Annotated in this window: 16 protein-coding genes; 4 read left to right on the forward strand and 12 right to left on the reverse strand. The window is 37.8% G+C overall.

Annotation, left to right across the window (positions count from 1 at the left end):
* Positions 1-358 precede the first annotated feature (358 nt).
* Positions 359-4,051, forward strand: coding sequence for a methionine synthase (gene metH, locus GA0116959_RS00570; RefSeq protein WP_092717200.1), 3,693 nt, complete (start codon positions 359-361; stop codon positions 4,049-4,051).
* Positions 4,052-4,186: 135 nt separating this feature from the next.
* On the opposite strand, the gene def is transcribed toward metH, so the two are convergent.
* Positions 4,187-4,672, reverse strand: a complete 486-nt coding sequence (gene def, locus GA0116959_RS00575) for a peptide deformylase (RefSeq protein WP_092717203.1) — start codon at positions 4,670-4,672, stop codon at positions 4,187-4,189.
* Positions 4,673-4,832: 160 nt separating this feature from the next.
* Here def and GA0116959_RS14370 point away from each other — a divergent pair, with 160 nt between their 5' ends.
* Positions 4,833-5,036, forward strand: coding sequence for an amino acid transport protein (locus GA0116959_RS14370; protein ID WP_092717206.1), 204 nt, complete (start codon positions 4,833-4,835; stop codon positions 5,034-5,036).
* 170 nt (positions 5,037-5,206) lie between these two features.
* Here GA0116959_RS14370 and GA0116959_RS00585 read toward each other — a convergent pair whose 3' ends face one another.
* The 3 genes from GA0116959_RS00585 to pnuC all read right to left on the reverse strand — a co-directional run bounded on the left by GA0116959_RS00585 (position 5,207) and on the right by pnuC (position 6,732).
* The gene (locus GA0116959_RS00585) at positions 5,207-5,704 is read right to left on the reverse strand and encodes a DUF2505 family protein (protein WP_092717210.1); all 498 of its coding nucleotides are present in this window, start codon (positions 5,702-5,704) and stop codon (positions 5,207-5,209) included.
* A gap of 137 nt (positions 5,705-5,841) precedes the next feature.
* Complete coding sequence (locus GA0116959_RS00590; RefSeq protein ID WP_092717213.1) at positions 5,842-6,117, reverse strand: hypothetical protein; 276 nt, start codon at positions 6,115-6,117, stop codon at positions 5,842-5,844.
* Positions 6,118-6,147: 30 nt separating this feature from the next.
* The gene (pnuC, locus tag GA0116959_RS00595; protein ID WP_092717216.1) at positions 6,148-6,732 is read right to left on the reverse strand and encodes a nicotinamide riboside transporter PnuC; all 585 of its coding nucleotides are present in this window, start codon (positions 6,730-6,732) and stop codon (positions 6,148-6,150) included.
* 211 nt (positions 6,733-6,943) lie between these two features.
* Here pnuC and GA0116959_RS00600 point away from each other — a divergent pair, with 211 nt between their 5' ends.
* The gene (locus tag GA0116959_RS00600) at positions 6,944-7,729 is read left to right on the forward strand and encodes a crotonase/enoyl-CoA hydratase family protein (RefSeq protein WP_092717219.1); all 786 of its coding nucleotides are present in this window, start codon (positions 6,944-6,946) and stop codon (positions 7,727-7,729) included.
* Between the two features lie 296 nt (positions 7,730-8,025).
* Here GA0116959_RS00600 and GA0116959_RS00605 read toward each other — a convergent pair whose 3' ends face one another.
* From GA0116959_RS00605 to pgaB, 4 genes are all read right to left on the reverse strand, one after another.
* Positions 8,026-8,511 (reverse strand): hypothetical protein, encoded by a 486-nt coding sequence (locus GA0116959_RS00605; protein ID WP_092717222.1) that lies wholly within the window; start codon positions 8,509-8,511, stop codon positions 8,026-8,028.
* Between the two features lie 220 nt (positions 8,512-8,731).
* The gene (pgaD, locus tag GA0116959_RS00610) at positions 8,732-9,136 is read right to left on the reverse strand and encodes a poly-beta-1,6-N-acetyl-D-glucosamine biosynthesis protein PgaD (protein WP_092717225.1); all 405 of its coding nucleotides are present in this window, start codon (positions 9,134-9,136) and stop codon (positions 8,732-8,734) included.
* Complete coding sequence (gene pgaC / locus GA0116959_RS00615) at positions 9,126-10,418, reverse strand: poly-beta-1,6-N-acetyl-D-glucosamine synthase (RefSeq protein WP_092717228.1); 1,293 nt, start codon at positions 10,416-10,418, stop codon at positions 9,126-9,128. The genes pgaD and pgaC overlap by 11 nt, the downstream gene beginning before the upstream one ends.
* 11 nt (positions 10,419-10,429) lie before the next feature.
* The gene (gene pgaB, locus GA0116959_RS00620) at positions 10,430-12,433 is read right to left on the reverse strand and encodes a poly-beta-1,6-N-acetyl-D-glucosamine N-deacetylase PgaB (RefSeq protein WP_092717522.1); all 2,004 of its coding nucleotides are present in this window, start codon (positions 12,431-12,433) and stop codon (positions 10,430-10,432) included.
* A gap of 257 nt (positions 12,434-12,690) precedes the next feature.
* On the opposite strand from pgaB, the gene GA0116959_RS00625 reads away from it, so the two are divergent.
* Positions 12,691-13,134, forward strand: coding sequence for a GNAT family N-acetyltransferase (locus GA0116959_RS00625; RefSeq protein ID WP_092717232.1), 444 nt, complete (start codon positions 12,691-12,693; stop codon positions 13,132-13,134).
* Here GA0116959_RS00625 and GA0116959_RS00630 read toward each other — a convergent pair.
* The 4 genes from GA0116959_RS00630 to GA0116959_RS00645 all read right to left on the reverse strand — a co-directional run bounded on the left by GA0116959_RS00630 (position 13,129) and on the right by GA0116959_RS00645 (position 17,497).
* Positions 13,129-14,934: a sensor domain-containing diguanylate cyclase gene (locus GA0116959_RS00630; RefSeq protein WP_425304194.1), complete on the reverse strand. Its 1,806-nt coding sequence runs from the start codon at positions 14,932-14,934 to the stop codon at positions 13,129-13,131. The genes GA0116959_RS00625 and GA0116959_RS00630 overlap by 6 nt on opposite strands.
* 196 nt (positions 14,935-15,130) lie before the next feature.
* On the reverse strand, positions 15,131-15,469 hold the full coding sequence (locus tag GA0116959_RS00635; RefSeq protein WP_053580242.1) for an FKBP-type peptidyl-prolyl cis-trans isomerase: 339 nt from the start codon (positions 15,467-15,469) through the stop codon (positions 15,131-15,133).
* 424 nt (positions 15,470-15,893) lie between these two features.
* Entirely contained in the window at positions 15,894-16,424 is a 531-nt protein-coding gene (locus GA0116959_RS00640) for a YaeQ family protein (protein WP_092717238.1), read from the reverse strand.
* A 68-nt stretch (positions 16,425-16,492) separates the two neighbouring features.
* Positions 16,493-17,497, reverse strand: a complete 1,005-nt coding sequence (locus GA0116959_RS00645) for a CobW family GTP-binding protein (RefSeq protein ID WP_092717241.1) — start codon at positions 17,495-17,497, stop codon at positions 16,493-16,495.
* Positions 17,498-17,739 lie beyond the last annotated feature (242 nt).

The raw sequence follows: 17,739 nt of genomic DNA on the forward strand, positions 1-17,739 counted from the left end.
CGTGCGCCATATTAAGTCAATTATTAAAAAATTGACTTAATTTAAGTCATTCCCCTGCACATTTTGGGAAATATTTTTTTGAATCTATTCTTTGCAATATTTAAACTCAATCATCATTCATGGATATATTGCAAAAATAGTCATCTGTATAAAAATTTATGAATGGGCACACTACCTTATTTTTTGCTGATCTCACTTAAATCATAGTAGTCCTGACATATTTCAATTCGATGAAAAATAAAGCAGTAATCGTTTATTTTGAAGTGGAAAACGGCCCATTTGGCTGAATATCCCTCAAAAGCAGTGTAATTCTGCTAAGATAGCAGCCATTTTATATTCCACTGGATCGGGATTATTTATGTCCACGCTTGCCACCTTAAAAGAGCTTCTCGCCAAACGCATTCTAATTATTGATGGTGCAATGGGCACCATGATTCAACGCCATCAATTAGAAGAAGCAGATTATCGGGGTGAGCGTTTTGCTGACTGGGCATCTGACCTAAAGGGAAATAACGATTTATTGGTGCTGACCCAACCACACATTATTCAAAGTATCCATGAAGATTACTTAGATGCGGGTGCGGATATCATTGAAACCAACAGCTTTAATGGTACACGCGTTTCTATGTCTGACTATCACATGGAAGATTTAGTTCATGAGATTAACTTTGAAGCAGCACGTATTGCCAAAGAAGCCTGTAAAAAATATTCAACCCCTGACAAACCTCGTTTTGTCGCAGGTGTACTTGGGCCGACATCACGCACTTGCTCAATTTCACCGAATGTCAATGATCCTGCATTTCGTAATGTGACTTTTGATGCACTCAAAGAAAACTATATTGAAGCAGCACACGCGCTGATTGAAGGTGGTGCAGATATTTTATTGATTGAAACTGTATTTGATACTTTGAACTGTAAAGCAGCCATTTTTGCAGTCAAAGAAGTCTTTAAACAGTTAGGTTATGAATTACCGTTGATGATTTCAGGCACCATTACCGATGCTTCAGGTCGTACTTTAACGGGTCAAACGGCCGAAGCTTTCTGGAACTCTGTACGTCACGGCGATTTACTCTCGATTGGTTTTAACTGTGCTCTAGGTGCAGATGCCATGCGTCCACACGTAAAAACAGTGGGTGATGTAGCCAATACCTTTATTTCAGCACATCCTAATGCAGGCTTACCGAATGCTTTCGGTGGTTATGATGAAACCCCTGAAGAAACTGCGGCATTCTTAAAAGAATTTGCAGAAAGTGGTCTAATCAATATCACAGGTGGTTGCTGTGGTACAACGCCAGATCATATTCGTGCTATTTATAATGCTGTCAAAGATATTACACCCCGTCAAATTCCAAACATTGAACCCGCTTGTCGTCTTTCAGGTTTAGAGCCATTTAACATCACCAAAGATTCATTGTTTGTGAATGTCGGTGAGCGTACCAACGTTACAGGTTCAAAAAAATTCGCACGTTTAATTCGTGAAGAAAATTATAGCGAAGCTTTAGAGGTTGCCTTAGACCAAGTTCAAGGTGGCGCGCAAATTGTCGACATCAACATGGATGAAGGCATGTTGGATTCGCAAGCAGCAATGGTCACGTTCTTGAACCTGATTGCATCTGAACCCGACATTTCTCGTGTTCCAATCATGATTGACTCATCAAAATGGGAAATTATTGAAGCAGGCTTGAAATGTGTGCAAGGAAAACCTGTCGTTAACTCTATTTCTCTAAAAGAAGGTTATGACGAGTTTGTCGAAAAAGCACGTTTATGCCGTCAGTATGGTGCTGCAGTTATTGTTATGGCATTTGATGAAGCTGGTCAAGCCGATACAGCAGCGCGTAAACGCGAAATTTGTAAGCGTTCATATGATGTTTTAGTGAACGACGTTGGCTTCCCTGCTGAAGATATTATTTTCGACCCGAACGTGTTTGCTGTGGCAACGGGTATTGAAGAACACAATAACTACGCGGTTGATTTCATTGAAGCAACAGGTTGGATTAAACAAAACCTTCCCCATGCGATGATTTCTGGTGGTGTCTCGAACGTATCGTTCTCATTCCGTGGTAATGAGCCTGTCCGTGAAGCGATTCATGCCGTATTCCTTTACCATGCCATTCAACAAGGCATGACCATGGGCATTGTAAACGCAGGACAACTTGCTATTTATGATGATATTCCGAAAGAATTAAAAGCAGCCGTTGAAGATGTTGTTCTTAACCAAAACCAAGGTGAAAGTGGTCAAGATGCTACAGAAAAGCTACTTGAAGTTGCTGAACAATACCGTGGTAAAGGCGGCGCACAACGTGAAGCTGAAAATCTTGAATGGCGTGATCAACCTGTTGAAAAACGCCTTGAATATGCCTTAGTCAAAGGTATTACCGCTTATATTGATATCGATACTGAAGAAGCACGTTTAAAATCAACCCGACCTTTAGATGTGATTGAAGGGCCACTCATGTCTGGCATGAATGTGGTGGGTGACTTGTTTGGCGTAGGTAAAATGTTCTTGCCACAAGTAGTGAAATCGGCACGTGTAATGAAACAAGCCGTGGCTTGGCTGAACCCGTACATCGAAGCAGAAAAAGAAGAAGGTCAAACCAAGGGTAAAATCTTGATGGCAACGGTAAAAGGCGATGTACACGATATTGGTAAAAATATTGTAGGCGTTGTTTTGGGTTGTAATGGCTATGACATTGTTGACCTTGGCGTGATGGTGCCGGCGGAAAAAATTCTACAAACTGCCATTGATGAAAAAGTCGATATTATTGGTTTATCTGGTCTCATCACGCCATCTTTAGATGAAATGGTATTTGTTGCCAAAGAAATGCAGCGCAAAGGTTTCCATATTCCATTGATGATTGGTGGTGCAACCACATCGAAAGCACATACTGCGGTTAAAATTGATCCACAATATTCAAATGATGCCGTCATTTATGTCGCTGATGCATCTCGTGCGGTCGGTGTGGCAACCTCTCTCCTTTCACCTGAAATGAAACCTGAATTCATTAAAGGTTACCGTGAAGAATATGCCAAAGTTCGTGAACGTATTGCTAACAAACAACCCAAAGCAGCGAAATTATCTTATCCAGAATCCATTGCCAATGGCGTGAAAATTGACTGGACAAACTATGTGCCACCTCAGCCAAACATGCTTGGTCAGCACATCCTGAAAAATTATCCGCTAGCGACGTTAGTCCCTTATTTTGACTGGACACCGTTCTTTATTTCGTGGAGTTTGGCAGGCAAGTTCCCTGCTATTCTAACCGATGATGTCGTCGGAGAAGCTGCAACTGATTTGTATGAACAAGCACAGATCATGCTAAAAGATATTGTCGAAAATAATCGTTTTGATGCACGTGCAGTATTTAGCCTCGCACCTGCAAAACGCACCGATGCAGATACGGTGTCTATTTATGATGAAAATCAAAGCGTAACGCATAAATTTGAACATACTCGTCAGCAGTCAGACAAAGTCTCTAAAAAACCAAACTTCTCATTAGCCGATTTTATTGCCCCTGAAGAGACAAACCTTGATGATTACTTAGGTGGCTTTACAGTTTCAATTTTCGGTGCAGAAGAAATGGCACATGAATACAAAGCTAAAGGCGATGATTATTCTGCGATTTTAGCGCAGTCTTTGGGTGACCGTTTTGCAGAAGCTTTTGCTGAGCATTTGCACGAACGTATTCGTAAAGAGTTCTGGGGTTATCAAGCAGCAGAACAACTGTCAAATGAAGATTTGATTAAAGAGAAGTACATCGGAATTCGTCCTGCTCCAGGTTACCCTGCATGCCCTGAACATTCTGAAAAAGCGACTTTGTTTAGCTGGTTAGATTCAACCAATGCCATTGGTACGGAACTCACTTCGAGCTTTGCAATGTGGCCGCCTTCGAGCGTGAGCGGTTTTTATTACAGCAACCCCCAATCTGAATACTTTAATGTCGGTAAGATTGCGCAAGATCAGTTAGACAGTTATGCAGAGCGCAAAGGCTGGTCAATGGATGAAGCGAAGCGTTGGTTAATGCCAAATTTAGATGATTCAATTGATATTTAAATAAATCAATTTCTCAATAAACCCCTCCAAGTGAGGGGTTTTTCATTTCCAAACTATTCGTATTCATGACAACTCTATTTTTAAATCTACTGGCTACATTCGGACTCGTTCGCACTCATTCAAAAAACTACCCAATCAACGCTCTATTCTTTCCACAAACAACACGCCATCTAAATGATCCACCTCATGTTGCACAATCCGTGCAGGAAAACCATGAAAGACTGTTTCAACAAGTTCACCTTGCAGTGTTAAATATTTCACTCTGACCATTTCCGCACGTGCAACTTGCCCACGTTCATTTAGCACACTTAAACAACCTTCTTCACCTAAAATAGTACTTTCAGATTTTTCCAATATTTCAGGATTCACCATCACTACTGCATCCATTTCAGGTGCATCGGGATAACGAGGATTTGGACGTGAAGCCACTATAATGACACGTTTAGACACATAGACCTGCGGTGCGGCAATTCCGACACCATTACGTTCCAGCATGGTGGCTTGCATGGCTGCTGCCAACTCATTTAACCATGCGCTGTTTAATTCCAAGGTCGTAACAGATGCAGCTTTTAACGTTAAAATCACTTCACCACGTTGGGCTACAGCTAAAATTGAACTCATATTTTTTCCTAGACTTTAAGTCATATATTTTAAATTTAAATAAAAGCAAATGTACTTTAAACTTCAAAAGTTCGGTTCTTTATCCCAAAACCTTCATTATTTAAGCTAAATTTAATCTTCTACTTTATAATCAGTCCAATGCTATATAAACATAATCAATATGAATACCACTCAACTTTTGCTCGGTTTAATTTTTAGCTCTATAGGCTTAGGCTATTTCCTATATGGCAAAAAGCAAAAAAAAGTGGTGCCTTTGGTTTGTGGGTTACTCCTAATGGTCTATTCTTATTTTATTGACAGTACTTTATGGTTATCAGCCCTTGGTGTACTATTCTCCTTATTCCCTTATTTTATTCGCCTTTAAATATTTTTATAAGAATATTTTAATCATCCATCTATTCATAAGTCGATTTAAATCAATTGAAATGCTTTTCAATGAAATAATTTCAATTATAAAATAATGAAAAATTATAAAAAAAAAATGCCCGTACATAGTGGCATGAACGGACATGATTGAATTAAAAAATTTAAAGATTAGATGCTGAGATTTTTCTTTAGTTCATCTTCAACAATCTGGATTTCAACATCACTAAATTTACGAATCTCGCCTTCCGCATGTTTTTCCAACATACCGGCCACCAAAGGCACTTTAACTTTGACTTGCCAATTTAAAGTGATATGAATTTGTTGGTCATCTCCTGTTACAGAGCGTTCGCAGTTCGCTTCCAAAGGTAAATTTGCACCCAATTCTATTGTAGAACTTAATGCCTGCAAATCAGTAATGTCTGTACGTTTTAAACGAAAGGCATCTTTCAGGAGCTTTTTTGCAATATCTGGAATATTCACATCTAAATTATAAGCACGGCGCAGCGTATAGGTATTTCCATTAATTTGAGATTCAATAATTTCTAATTTTTCACCTGGAATACGTTTACACACCGCTTCGTGTAAACTTGTATCTGCTGCAAGACGTTTAAACTCGTCAATTGAAACACCTTGAATGGTAGAGTTAATCGTAAAACGGTGCGCCATAATTTTGTCCTTTATCTTTTTATTGCTTATCCTGATCATGAGTTCTCAACACAGAGAAATTCAATGATCTAGCGTATTTTCATTCCTCTCTATTTAATTGGATTCTCGCTTTATTGTCATTGACCGCACATTCTAAACTATTGACCATGTACGCCATAACAGATCTCAATTTTATCGGTACACGAGATTTTCAAGAAATGTGTTCGATATTCAACAATGGCATAAAATTGTTCAGCCCCATCATCTAATCCTGTTGCTGCCCATGTTGTTCCTCGCGGAAAGTCATTTAACCATTCAGCTTTGTAAAAATCGGAGACTGAATCAAAAGTGATATATTTTTCAGGTGCAGCCTGAATCCTTGCAGCCATTTCTTCAAATTGTCTAAGTTGATATTGTATAAAATCAATCAACATATTCAAAATTCCAATGATGAGTCAAAATATTTAAACGCCTTTAAAATGAATGTGTGCCTGTTTCTTTTTCACTTGTTGCCACTGCCACCAACCAAAAGCGGCCAAAGCAACAAAAGCGGTATATAAACCGGCAGTCAGAAATAAATCTTTATAAATAAACATGCCTACATAAACAATATCGACAAAAACCCACAGCACCCAAGTCGCAATATGTTTACGACTGGTCCAATAGGTTGCCAATAAACTAAATGCAGCCAATTGTGAATCCAACATCGGTACAGCAGCATCGGTAAAGTGTTTTAAAATTAAACCAAAAATTAATCCCCCTATTGCTGCAAAGCACATTTGTAACATCACAGTTTTGGTTGCAATCGGTTCAATTCGAATTTCATGGTCTTGCTGCTTGCCCTTGAACCAATAATAGAAACCATAAAAATTCATCCCCATAAAGAAGAATTGCAAAATAGTTTCGCCATATAACTTAAATTCATAAAACAAATAGGCATATAGTACAAAGGCCACAAAGTTAAACCACCAACACCACATATTTCGTCTAATGGTTAATGTCACACCAATAATACTAATGATGACTGCAATAATTTCTAAAGGTGACATAACAAGCAACAAATAGATAAAGAGAATGCCGTTATTATGAAAAAAAAATCGCTGAACGCAAGCTAAATTAATTCTATTCTGAATCTTGTAAGATTCAGAAAATAACCATTTTGATTTTAAAATTAATGGTTAAATTCAAATCAACACGTAGCATTTGACAGTTTTCTAAAGATCACTTAAAAATAGAGAAAATGATCCAAGGAAAATAACTATGTCAGATCATCCAGGGAAAGTGAGCCGAGAAATACGTGGGTCTTTATTTTTAATTGGCCTTGATCGTGTTGCCAAGCGAAATGCATTTGATAGCCATTTAATTGATGATTTATCACTGGCACTGACTGAGTATGAAGAACTTCCACACTTACGTTGTGCAGTCATTTTTGCACATGGTGAACATTTTACTGCAGGTCTAGACTTGGTGGAATTGCAGCCCAAATTAGAAACAGGAATATTTGCTTTTGATGACATGCAAATTAATCCTTGGGGAACGAGCGGACGAGTACGTAAAAAACCTGTGGTGGTTGCAGTACAAGGCTTTTGCTATACCGCAGGCATCGAACTGATGTTAAATGCCGATCTCGTCATTGCACAAGATACGACGCAGTTTGCTCAAATGGAAGTACAACGTGGCATTTTACCTTTTGGCGGTGCAACTGTTCGTTTTGTTCAGGCAGCAGGTTGGGCAAAAGCCATGCGCTACTTACTTACAGGCGATGCATTTGATGCAGCAACAGCACTCGATTTAAATCTAATCAGTGAAATTACAACAGAATCACCACTCAATCGTGCCCTTGAGCTGGCGGGACATATTGCTCAAGCTGCACCACTTGCAGTTCAAGCAACGCTTGCTTCTGCCAAAGATGCCGCTGAGTACGGCACTGAAATGGCATTTTCCCGTTTACCCCAGCATCTTAGCCCTTTGTTAAAAACACAAGATGCACAAGAAGGTGTGATGGCTATGCTTCAACGACGTGCTGCACAGTTCAAAGGTCAATAATTTAATTCTCATCATTGAACGTATTTTAAAAGCATTTAAATACACGCTGTCTATACCTAATGATTAATGTTTAAAACTTAAGTAGATGATATTTTTATTAAAATTCAAAAAACCAGTCACTTAAATGAAAAAGTACTATTTTAATGAATAGTGCAAATAAGATTTTTTACTGAGAGCGGGTCAAATCCAACTGATTAAAAAATTTTTAGGTAAAGGTAGATGAATACACTTTAAATATTTATATTGAATAAAATAATTGATTAATCTTTTGGTCTGCACGCAATACCGTCACTAAGCTAAACCTGTCTAAATCTTTCCTTAATCTCAAATTTATGTTCCTGACCAAAACGGTCAACATGCGTATAAAACACGCCATAACGTCCGACATAATATTCCAAGGACTGATCGTAAAAAGTCCAATAAATCGACCATTCTTCTAAATCCAGACGACGAATTTGTGTTTGGGTTTTCGCAGGCAATTTTCGGAGTAGATTTTCTTGTATTACAACGGCTTGTTCTGAATCCCGATCTGTCGGGGAATGTTCAAAAAATATCTCACAGACATCATCAAAAAGTTGTTGTTCATATTCTTCTACTTCATCTAGACGTGGTTCAGATAGTGTTGACAGGTCACTACTCAAAAATGAAACAGCGGAAGTTGAGGGTTCTGTTTGCTGTGTTTTACGCCGCTGATGATAGTGGTGAATATACATTTTAAAACCCACTTTCCAAATGACAATCAATCCAATAAAAAAACATAAGCACAAAAGTATTTTGACCATAACGTCACTCTCACGCGTAAATAGTAATTATCTTTATAATATATAAACCAGTTTGAGCAAAAATCATACATTTTCTGGCTTTTTAGTTGTTCTATATTCTTTTTTAAATGCTTCAAGTTATTGTTTTAAATTATAAAAAACAATTAAAATGAATACAATAAAAATCCCCAATTTTTTATCCATATTGAGGGATTTTTTTAATATGAGCCAAAGTGGAAAATTATGATTCAATACGAACAATTTTACCGTATTCATCATGATGGATTACACAGACTTTCTGTTGCTGGCCATACTCAATTTCTTGTACAGTTAAATTAAAGTAATCTCCATACTCATGAATAGTTTTATGCGCTATTTTCTTTACGCAGTAAGCAGGCATATAGTTCGACCATAACAATAAAATCACAGTACACAAGAGTAAAGCACTTATACCGTGTTCTATCCCTAAACCAAACGCTGAAAAAACATGTTGCTTTTGCAAGCCCAAGATTCCTGCAATCAGCAATACAGGTCGCCAAAGAAGTAACCAAACAGCCCACAGTATTGCAGTCGAGGTATTAGATGCATAGCGTTTATGCCAAGGTAAATAATGTCGTAAATCAATAATTAAAGGATTACTTTTCATCGATAATACTCACATCATTTAAAGTTGGATCACGCATTCCTCGGTCAGGACTGACCCATCGTGCGCGTTGACCTTGACCACGAAATAATACTTTGGGGAAGGCCACAATACTGGCGGACAGTGTAATCAGCCAAAAAACAAACGGATACCAAATCATCCAAAAATAATTTTTGCCTAATCTTGGTTCGTAACGGCTGTCCATCCATTGACTGATTGCAAATTGCAACAAACATGTTCCACCAAGTAGCATTCCTGTTCCGTAAGGCAAAAATGGGGAATTAATACCCGTAATTCCCAACGATGGAATAAAGTGTAATAACCAAACCAGCAACATAAATAACATTAAATATGACCACAGCAAAGTCAAAATTAATTCAAAAATGAGTGGCCATAAAAAGTTAAGTTTAGGTTTAAACAGTACATCAATATTTTTAATGAGTACTTGTGCCCCACCCATCGCCCAGCGTAATCGTTGCTTCCACAAGCCGTTGAATGTTTCTGGCATTAGAATCCAAACCAAAGCATTGGGTTCAAAATGAATATTCCAGCCAGCACGTTGTAATTTCCAACTAATATCAATGTCTTCGGTCAACATATCTGCAGACCAATACCCTACTTCATGCACAGCACTTTTACGAAATGCAGTGATCACGCCAGAGACGGTAAACAGTCGTCCAAAACTTTGTTGAGCACGTTTAATCATGCCGACAATGGATGAGAATTCTCCGACTTGAATACGTCCAATTAAAGTTGAACGGGTGCGAATTCGAGGATTCCCCGTAACGGCTGCCACCGTTTCATCTTCAATAAAATGTTTCAGCATCCACGTTGCAGCATGTGGATCAAGTAAAGCATCGCCATCAATGCCCAGTAAATATTCGGCATCCGTTACTACACTACCTGCTTGTAACGCCATGGCTTTGCCCTGATTTTGCGCCAAATGTACCACGCGTAATTTTTCATGTTGCTTGGCTAGACGATTTAAAACTTCTGCGGTGTGATCTGAACTGCCATCATTAATTGCAATCACCTCAAAATGGGGATAATTCAGTGCCAAAGCGTGACTTAGTGTTTCTTCGGCATTCTCACCTTCATTAAAGCAAGGCACCAACACCGCCACTTTCGGATAAAATGGAAGTATTCCTGGTTGTTGATAGGGTGTTAGTTGTCTTTCGTTCCAATAAAAGATAAGCGCGCCAATCATCCATAAATACGACATAAACAATGGATAGTAAAAGACAAAGTGCAATGCAGAATGCCAAAAATAGTGTAGCGTTGACATATAAAATTCCTTTAAGGAATAAGTTTGTTTGATTTCAAATCAAATGCTTTATGTAATACTTGAGGATCAGGATGCTCTTGAATCGGATCATCTGGATAATACGCCACATGCATTGCCCCCTGTTCATATAAAGACTGAATAGTGGCAGCCATTTCTTCTGATGGTACTTTTTGATTGGTGCGCCAATTCACTGCTTGTAACTCAAAAACCGTTTTATGAATTCCATTTGGAAATTGCTTTACGCGGTTTAAAATATCGTGATAAAAAACATCATTATTCGGTGCTTGCTCCATATAGGGCATGGCCATAATTGCAGTAAAATCATAACGATTTAAGGACTGCTCCAAAGACTGTGAATACCAATTTTCTGCATAGGGTTTTAAAGCCACTTGCGCATACAAATTACGTGCTGTCAGTAAAAATGGATGATACTGGCGTAACTCCTGTGCCAGTTGCATTGCAAAATCATCAATATATTGCGTTTTAAAAGCAGTCCATTTTTGTAAGTCTGCTTCGTTACTCCGAATTTCTGCCAAATCGCGGGGTAACCCAATAGCGGCATAAGCTTGCATAGCCTCTGGACTGGCATCTTCATAATCTGACAAGGTAGTATCGTCGTGAAACAAAATGCCATTAAAAGGCACTGATTTAGCCAAATCTTGATAAATACCACGAATTGTTTGACGAGCATCTGCCGAGAATGGACTCAGACGATGATATCCCATATTCAAATGTTGATTATTCTGTGCTTGCTGCGTTTCTACTACATCTTGAGATACTGGATTATCGGCAGGTAATTCCCAAGCCAATAATGGCATCCATGCATACACACGACTGACTGGAGTGCGGGTCTGAATTTGCCAAGCCACACGGTTAAACAAATCTGCACGCATAGGTAAATAATGATTAGGGAAATAGACCATGTCTGCCGAACCATTCGCATCAGGATCAGAAAAGGCTTGTAAATAGACAGTATTGACCTTCATCGCGACAATCCGATCAAGTAAATGACCTAAATTACGTTCTTGTTGTATCGGGTCTTTGTCATAAATATAATCTAAATCAATATGCATGATTTTTTGTGGACGATTATTGTCACCCAGGTTTTTCTGACGATTTTGAATTTCCTGCGCCAAATCCGCTGTAGTCATATCCCCTTCAACCAAAATACGATTCAGTTGGCCCAGTGATTTTTTCACGGAATTTGCACCATCATCTAGACTAATGGCAATCGGCATACCTGCTGTTTTGGCAATATTGACTGTTTGCATATTATAGTGACCATAAGGCCACACCATTACACGCGGTGATTTCAATCCATGTGCGATCAAAATTTCATTGTTCTTTTTTAAATCACGGCTAATACGCTGCTCATAAGCCATGTCATTTTCATAACTGGCCGTTTTAGGATCATATAAGCGCGTTACGGCTGCTGGCTCAAGATTACCTTGTGGATTGGCCAAAATCCCTCGGTGTAAATCATAGCTATGATTGGCAATTTCTACCCAACCACTATTTTGCATTTCTTTTAGTTCTGCCCAAGACAACATCTGATTACGTTGAATCGACTCACCTGAAAAATCAACCTTTTGCCCTTCTTTGGGCTGTAGCCATGAACCCACCACTGCCAATACCACTGGAATTTTATTGGCTTTTACAATCGGATAGGCATTTTGATAAAAAGAAGCATAACCATCATCCACCGTTAATAAAACTGGTTTTTGAGGTAAATGGTATTTGCCTTGATGTGCCTGAATCAACTGGTCAATACTAATAAAATGGTAGGCATTTTTTTGCAGCCAAAGAATATGTCGCTGGAACTGTTGGGTGGTGACAGCATATTGCGGAATCAGCGCATTTTTACTGTTAATAATTTCATGATAACCAATCACCGTGAGAGTATTAGACGGTTCTGGTGCCTTACTCCAAGCCAAATGGGGTATTTGCCATAAAGCCAAAGAAAGCGAAGCGGAAAGCAAGGTTGAAAGCAAGGTTGAAAGCAAGCGAGTTTGCATTGATGGGTGCTCAAAAATCATTTTATTTGTCCAATATCACGCATCATCCATCAATGGGTCATTGCGCTTTCCTTTTTTAAAGAGGCATGATATTGCGTTATTTCAGATGATCTTTTTATCAAATTAAACTGAAATGAATCTTAAAAAGTAGAATTGATTCTGAAAAATAAAACTCTTAAAAATGCAACAAGATCGCTATTTTATAAATCATGTAATTACATTCAAATAGCGTGCTTAAATTGATAAAATAATTCATCATGATTAGAACTGCACAAATTCAAGATATTCCCACTGTTGTTCAACTGATTCATACCAGTATTCGTTCTTGTATTTTAGATCATCAGCGCCGTGAAAGTGACATACAAATTTGCTTGGAAAATATCACTCAGACTAATATTTTATTATGGATGCATTATAACGATAGTTGGGTACATGTCATTAATAACCATATATTAGGATTTATTTTAGTCAGCGATCAAGGAAAGATTCTACTACATTATGTTTTACCCGAATCACAGCAGCAAGGCATTGGAAAATCATTACTTTTTCATGTTATTGCACAAGCACAGCAACACAAATGGTCAGAAATAACTGTAGATAGCACTTTAACTGCCTTACCTTTTTATCAAAAATATGCCTTTGAAAAGCAAGTATTTCCGGCTGATCAGAGTGCTCCCATTGTAATGATTCGCTCCCTATAATATCTCGGGAGAGCGTGGTTGATACTGGTCTCGCCCTGCGTGTTTTGCAACATACAATTGAACATCTGCTGCTTTCATTAATTCATGAATATTGGCATAGGGTTTTTCTCGTGCCATCCATGCTACTCCCATGCTTAAAGTGACATATTGTTTATGGTCAGGTCGGTTCAGATGTTCAAACTGTTTTTTTCTCACTGCATCTAAAACCTGTTGCATCACATTGAGTACGACCACTGTGGGAATATTATGCAAAATAATGGCAAACTCCTCGCCGCCATAACGGGCGACATATGCAGAGTCTGGTAAGGTCTGTTGAATAACTTTAACCAAATCCTGTAAAACAATATCGCCATTCAAATGTCCATAATAATCATTATAATTTTTAAAAAAATCGACATCTAACATCGCGAAGGCCAAGGTGCTATTGCTATGATTTTGAGTAAATGTAAACAACCGCTGTATTTCAATATTTAAAGCTCGGCGGTTAAAAGCACCTGTTAATGGATCAATTTGAATTTGCTGTTCTAGCTTTTCATTTAATAAACTTAATTGAGAAGTACGCTCTTGGACTTTTTGGTCCAAAGAACTGTTTAATTCAATTAAGTTATTATTTAACTGCTCAATATGATAAGAATGACGCGCATAATTTTTGGATTGTTGAAACATAATCAATAAAGCATAAAAACTGGTCGAAATAAAAGAAAGATTGAATGAGTCGATCAGATTAAGCGTCAATAAAAAGTCATGTGTAAAAGTGACACAAAGTAAAATGACTGCCCATACATTGGTCGTGGAATAGTTTTTTTTATGTTTAAGCGTTAAATAAAAACCATAGGCAAAATTTGAAACAATCACCAGACTCAGGACTGAACTGTAAAATGCCAACGGTTGAAACACTTCAGGCAAGGTAAATACCGTGACCAAAATATTGACCAGAAGTAAAAACATGGCGAGCACATATACCACTGGGTGCAAATAGCGCCAATTCAGTAAATACATATAACTGAGGAAAAATCCAATAGTCAAATAAGTAAATAAACTTTCTAAACGTGCGCCCCATAACCAACTAATATTCATAAATGCGGTATACGCATAAGGCGCTGAAAACAGATTATGTAAAGCCAAAAATATAATAAAAAGGCCAAATACAAAAACCCGAACACTACTGCGCCCAATAGATCGCTGGAAAACCGAGAACATGAGGGTAAATAAGCCCACACCCAAGACTGCACCGCACATCAAACCGATGCTCATCATAAATTGTTGGAACTGCAAAGCGATAATTTTTGCAATTCCAATTCGCATCGGATTTTCTAATCCACCGTGCAAAGCATTAAAATTTGAGACTTGAAAAGTTAAAGAAAAATATTCTTTTTCCAATACAAAATAAGCAATTCTTGGCGCACTTTCGGTTTCTTGATTTTTTGCATTTTCTGAAATTTCACCTAAACGAAGAATAAAATCTCCATTTAAATACATCCGATAAGCACCATATTGATTTGGAATATACACCGCAATACGACGACCGATATATTCTTTAGGGATTTTAAAATGACCAATGAATGTGCCGTAAGTCTGATTTTTCCCCGTAATTTCCTTGAATGAAATCGGTAAAGCCACCGCCTGTGACTTTAAAATAGCACTGGGATTGACAATAAATTGTTCAGGATAATACTGCCACATTCCTTTTAATGGGGATGTGCTCTTTTCAGTAAATTCAACTTGGTTTAATAAAGGTTGATTTAAATAAAATTCATCCGTTGCTGGTTCGTAGAGTGCCCAAACACGTGAACAGCCCATGACTATTAATAAACAGGCAAAAAGAAAAAATTGAGTAATATTAATTGAATTATTGATCTTATACAAAAAGCGAATCATCCTTTAATTACGCTTAGCTGATTTCTAATGTAACGCTTAAAAAATAAAGTTTAAACTTTTTTTTTCAGTATCTACAAGATACATCCATTTATCTTGTAGGATATTTATTAATCAGCCATTAATCTCGTGTTTTGACATCAAATAGCTCAATTTCAAAAACCAAATTAGAATTTGCTGGAATAACTTTACCCATTTTTCGTTCGCCATAAGCCAAATGTGCAGGCACCAACAATTTTCGCTTGCCGCCTACTTTCATGCCCATAATGCCCTGATCCCAACCTTTGATTACTCGACCTGTTCCAATCACTGTTTCAAAATAATTGCCACGGTCAATTGAAGAATCAAACTTGGTTCCATCTTCTAACCAGCCCGTATAATGCGTGGTAATGAGCGCGCCTTTAACTGCTTCCTTCCCTTCACCCACTTTTAAATCAATAATTTCAAGTTCGTTTGTCATGATCATTTACCTGAGATTGGCATAAAATTCAAAACTCATTATAAACCGAATTGACTGATTTTTTAGGCTTTAACTCAGAAGGGATTAAAAATGCAGTTTCTGATCACTATTATGATGGACTAAATGAAAGAGAGATTTTTTGATGATTTTCATCCACTCCCCCATCAGACCTTGTAATACTTTTTGTGAACTATATACGTTCGCTTAAATGAATAATACTTAAAAGTGCTTACTGCTCACCTACATCATTTTCTTCTAATGAAAATATAAGGTCATCATGCTTTTTGGGTTCAATCTCTGCGAGCAATCATGGAAAAAGCTTAAATCCATAGTCATCTTACTAAGCATATGAGTATTTTTTGTCGTTTTTACATAAACAATTTTGCTTGTAGGATGCAAGCCTAAGCCCGCATCCTCATCAAGATTACTGTAATTGTTCCCATTCAACCAACACTTGTGCATCATCCCCAATGATCGTCCATTCACCGTCCATGACATTTAACTGAAGCTGCATGGTACGTGCACACAGTTGCGGCAGTGCTTCTGTGGTTGCAGTAGAGAGCTTCCAAACTTGAACATTGCTTAAAGTTTTTAATTTGCTGTTGCGCTTATACCATTCATCTACTGAATTTCCATAAGTGACTACCGCAACTTGTTTACAACGTGCACTGGCTTTTTTGACTTTATCTTCGTCTGGACTGCCGACTTCAATCCATTTGATCAGTTGACCCGTTAAGTCTTTTTGCCATAAAGCAGGTTCATCTGTTTCAAATAGATCTTTGGTAAATTCCAAAGCATCATCGGCAAAACGTGCATAAGCCAAAATACGCACCATCAATCGTTCAATGGTTTCAGATGGATGCAAAGCCATAGTCAATTGATAATCACCATATTGGTGAGTATCCATATTGGCGATATTTAAATCAGCCTTATAAATCGTCGCTTTAAGCGCCATAAAAAAGTCCTCAAATTTGGCGCTTAGCATATAAGATTTAAACAGTTTTTGCTGTGCTGTTTTTAAATTTAGTCAGACTTCAACTGACATTTAAACAGTTGTTCTTCAAATAATTGCCAATCTCGCTGGTGTTGTACAATAATTTCAATTCGGTTATCAATATTTTCTTCCGCAGACTGATAATTAAATTGAGAAGGATTAAAATTAAATGTTTTCCAGCCTTGATTGGTATAAAAAATACCTTTGATTCTCAACCAATTTTGTTGCTCACATAACAAATCCAATAAAGGATAAAAATCAAAAAGCCAACGTTTTGGCAGCTTCCAACCTGCAATGCTATAGCCTTGCGCTGTTTCAACATAATGATAAGGCAATTTTTTAATCTCAGGCAGACTCTGCCCAACCGCTATTTTTTTTTGTAAATGAAGCAGAGGCTGAATTTTACGTTTGATCCCGCTATAAGGTAGATTGATTTGTTCAAGTGGAATTTCGCCTTGAGTGCTCATCAGCCATGTTTGCTGATAAGCCTGATATTCATTTTTTAAATTATATAAGGCTTGATCATCTACAGACTTCATTCTATCCACATGAGAGACGATCATTATTTGTGCCGCTTTTAACTGATCTGTATATAAATTCTGCTTACTCCAAGCCTCATCATGTAAACGTGAGCCATCAATTACAGTGATGAGCGCCTGCATCGCAATATTTTGCTGCCAATGCGGTTCAGTCAATTGTTCCAAAAGTTGCGCTGGATGTCCGAGGCCGGTCGGTTCAATAAACAAGCGATCTGGCTGAGTTTCTGAGATTAATCTGGACAATGCGATTTGCATTGGCAATTGACTGCTACAACACAAACAGCCTCCCAGTAATTCTTTCACTTCATAGCCTTCAGTTTGGGTCAACATGTGCTGATCTACACCAATTTGACCAAACTCATTCATCAGTACGGCCCATACTTCATGTTCAGGCTTTTGAGTTAGTAGATATTTCAACAATGTCGTTTTACCCGCACCTAAAAATCCAGAAATAATATGGGTGGGAACGGCTTTTATGGCAGGAATGAGTTTCAAAACTTAATCTCTATCAACTTTAGGAGCGCTTTATATAAAGCAAAATTGGATAAATGCTATCAGGCATTTTGTCATTTTAAACTACTTTGGTCTTTTTTAACGTGAACTCCATGCAATGCTCACATCCTTTAATTTTTTTTACTTTGACCCACTTCTGCTCAACTGTGATTTATATGTTTAGCGACCTTTTAAACCACTAATTCTATTTTAATTTGAAAAATGAAATATATATTTACATTTTT

Origin of the sequence: Acinetobacter albensis (assembly GCF_900095025.1) — a bacterium.
Classification (GTDB): domain Bacteria; phylum Pseudomonadota; class Gammaproteobacteria; order Pseudomonadales; family Moraxellaceae; genus Acinetobacter; species Acinetobacter albensis.

Bases quoted from the DNA above. Each gene is read 5' to 3' on its own strand.
- GA0116959_RS00635 (WP_053580242.1), bottom strand. From the start codon at position 15,469: ATGACAAACGAACTTGAAATTATTGATTTAAAAGTGGGTGAAGGGAAG.
- GA0116959_RS14370 (WP_092717206.1), top strand. From the start codon at position 4,833: ATGAATACCACTCAACTTTTGCTCGGTTTAATTTTTAGCTCTATAGGC.
- pgaB (WP_092717522.1), bottom strand. From the start codon at position 12,433: ATGCAAACTCGCTTGCTTTCAACCTTGCTTTCAACCTTGCTTTCCGCT.
- def (WP_092717203.1), bottom strand. From the start codon at position 4,672: ATGAGTTCAATTTTAGCTGTAGCCCAACGTGGTGAAGTGATTTTAACG.
- GA0116959_RS00640 (WP_092717238.1), bottom strand. From the start codon at position 16,424: ATGGCGCTTAAAGCGACGATTTATAAGGCTGATTTAAATATCGCCAAT.
- GA0116959_RS00585 (WP_092717210.1), bottom strand. From the start codon at position 5,704: ATGGCGCACCGTTTTACGATTAACTCTACCATTCAAGGTGTTTCAATT.
- GA0116959_RS00605 (WP_092717222.1), bottom strand. From the start codon at position 8,511: ATGGTCAAAATACTTTTGTGCTTATGTTTTTTTATTGGATTGATTGTC.
- GA0116959_RS00600 (WP_092717219.1), top strand. From the start codon at position 6,944: ATGTCAGATCATCCAGGGAAAGTGAGCCGAGAAATACGTGGGTCTTTA.
- GA0116959_RS00625 (WP_092717232.1), top strand. From the start codon at position 12,691: ATGATTAGAACTGCACAAATTCAAGATATTCCCACTGTTGTTCAACTG.
- GA0116959_RS00630 (WP_425304194.1), bottom strand. From the start codon at position 14,934: ATGGGCTGTTCACGTGTTTGGGCACTCTACGAACCAGCAACGGATGAA.
- pgaC (WP_092717228.1), bottom strand. From the start codon at position 10,418: ATGTCAACGCTACACTATTTTTGGCATTCTGCATTGCACTTTGTCTTT.
- metH (WP_092717200.1), top strand. From the start codon at position 359: ATGTCCACGCTTGCCACCTTAAAAGAGCTTCTCGCCAAACGCATTCTA.
- GA0116959_RS00590 (WP_092717213.1), bottom strand. From the start codon at position 6,117: ATGTTGATTGATTTTATACAATATCAACTTAGACAATTTGAAGAAATG.
- pgaD (WP_092717225.1), bottom strand. From the start codon at position 9,136: ATGAAAAGTAATCCTTTAATTATTGATTTACGACATTATTTACCTTGG.
- pnuC (WP_092717216.1), bottom strand. From the start codon at position 6,732: ATGTCACCTTTAGAAATTATTGCAGTCATCATTAGTATTATTGGTGTG.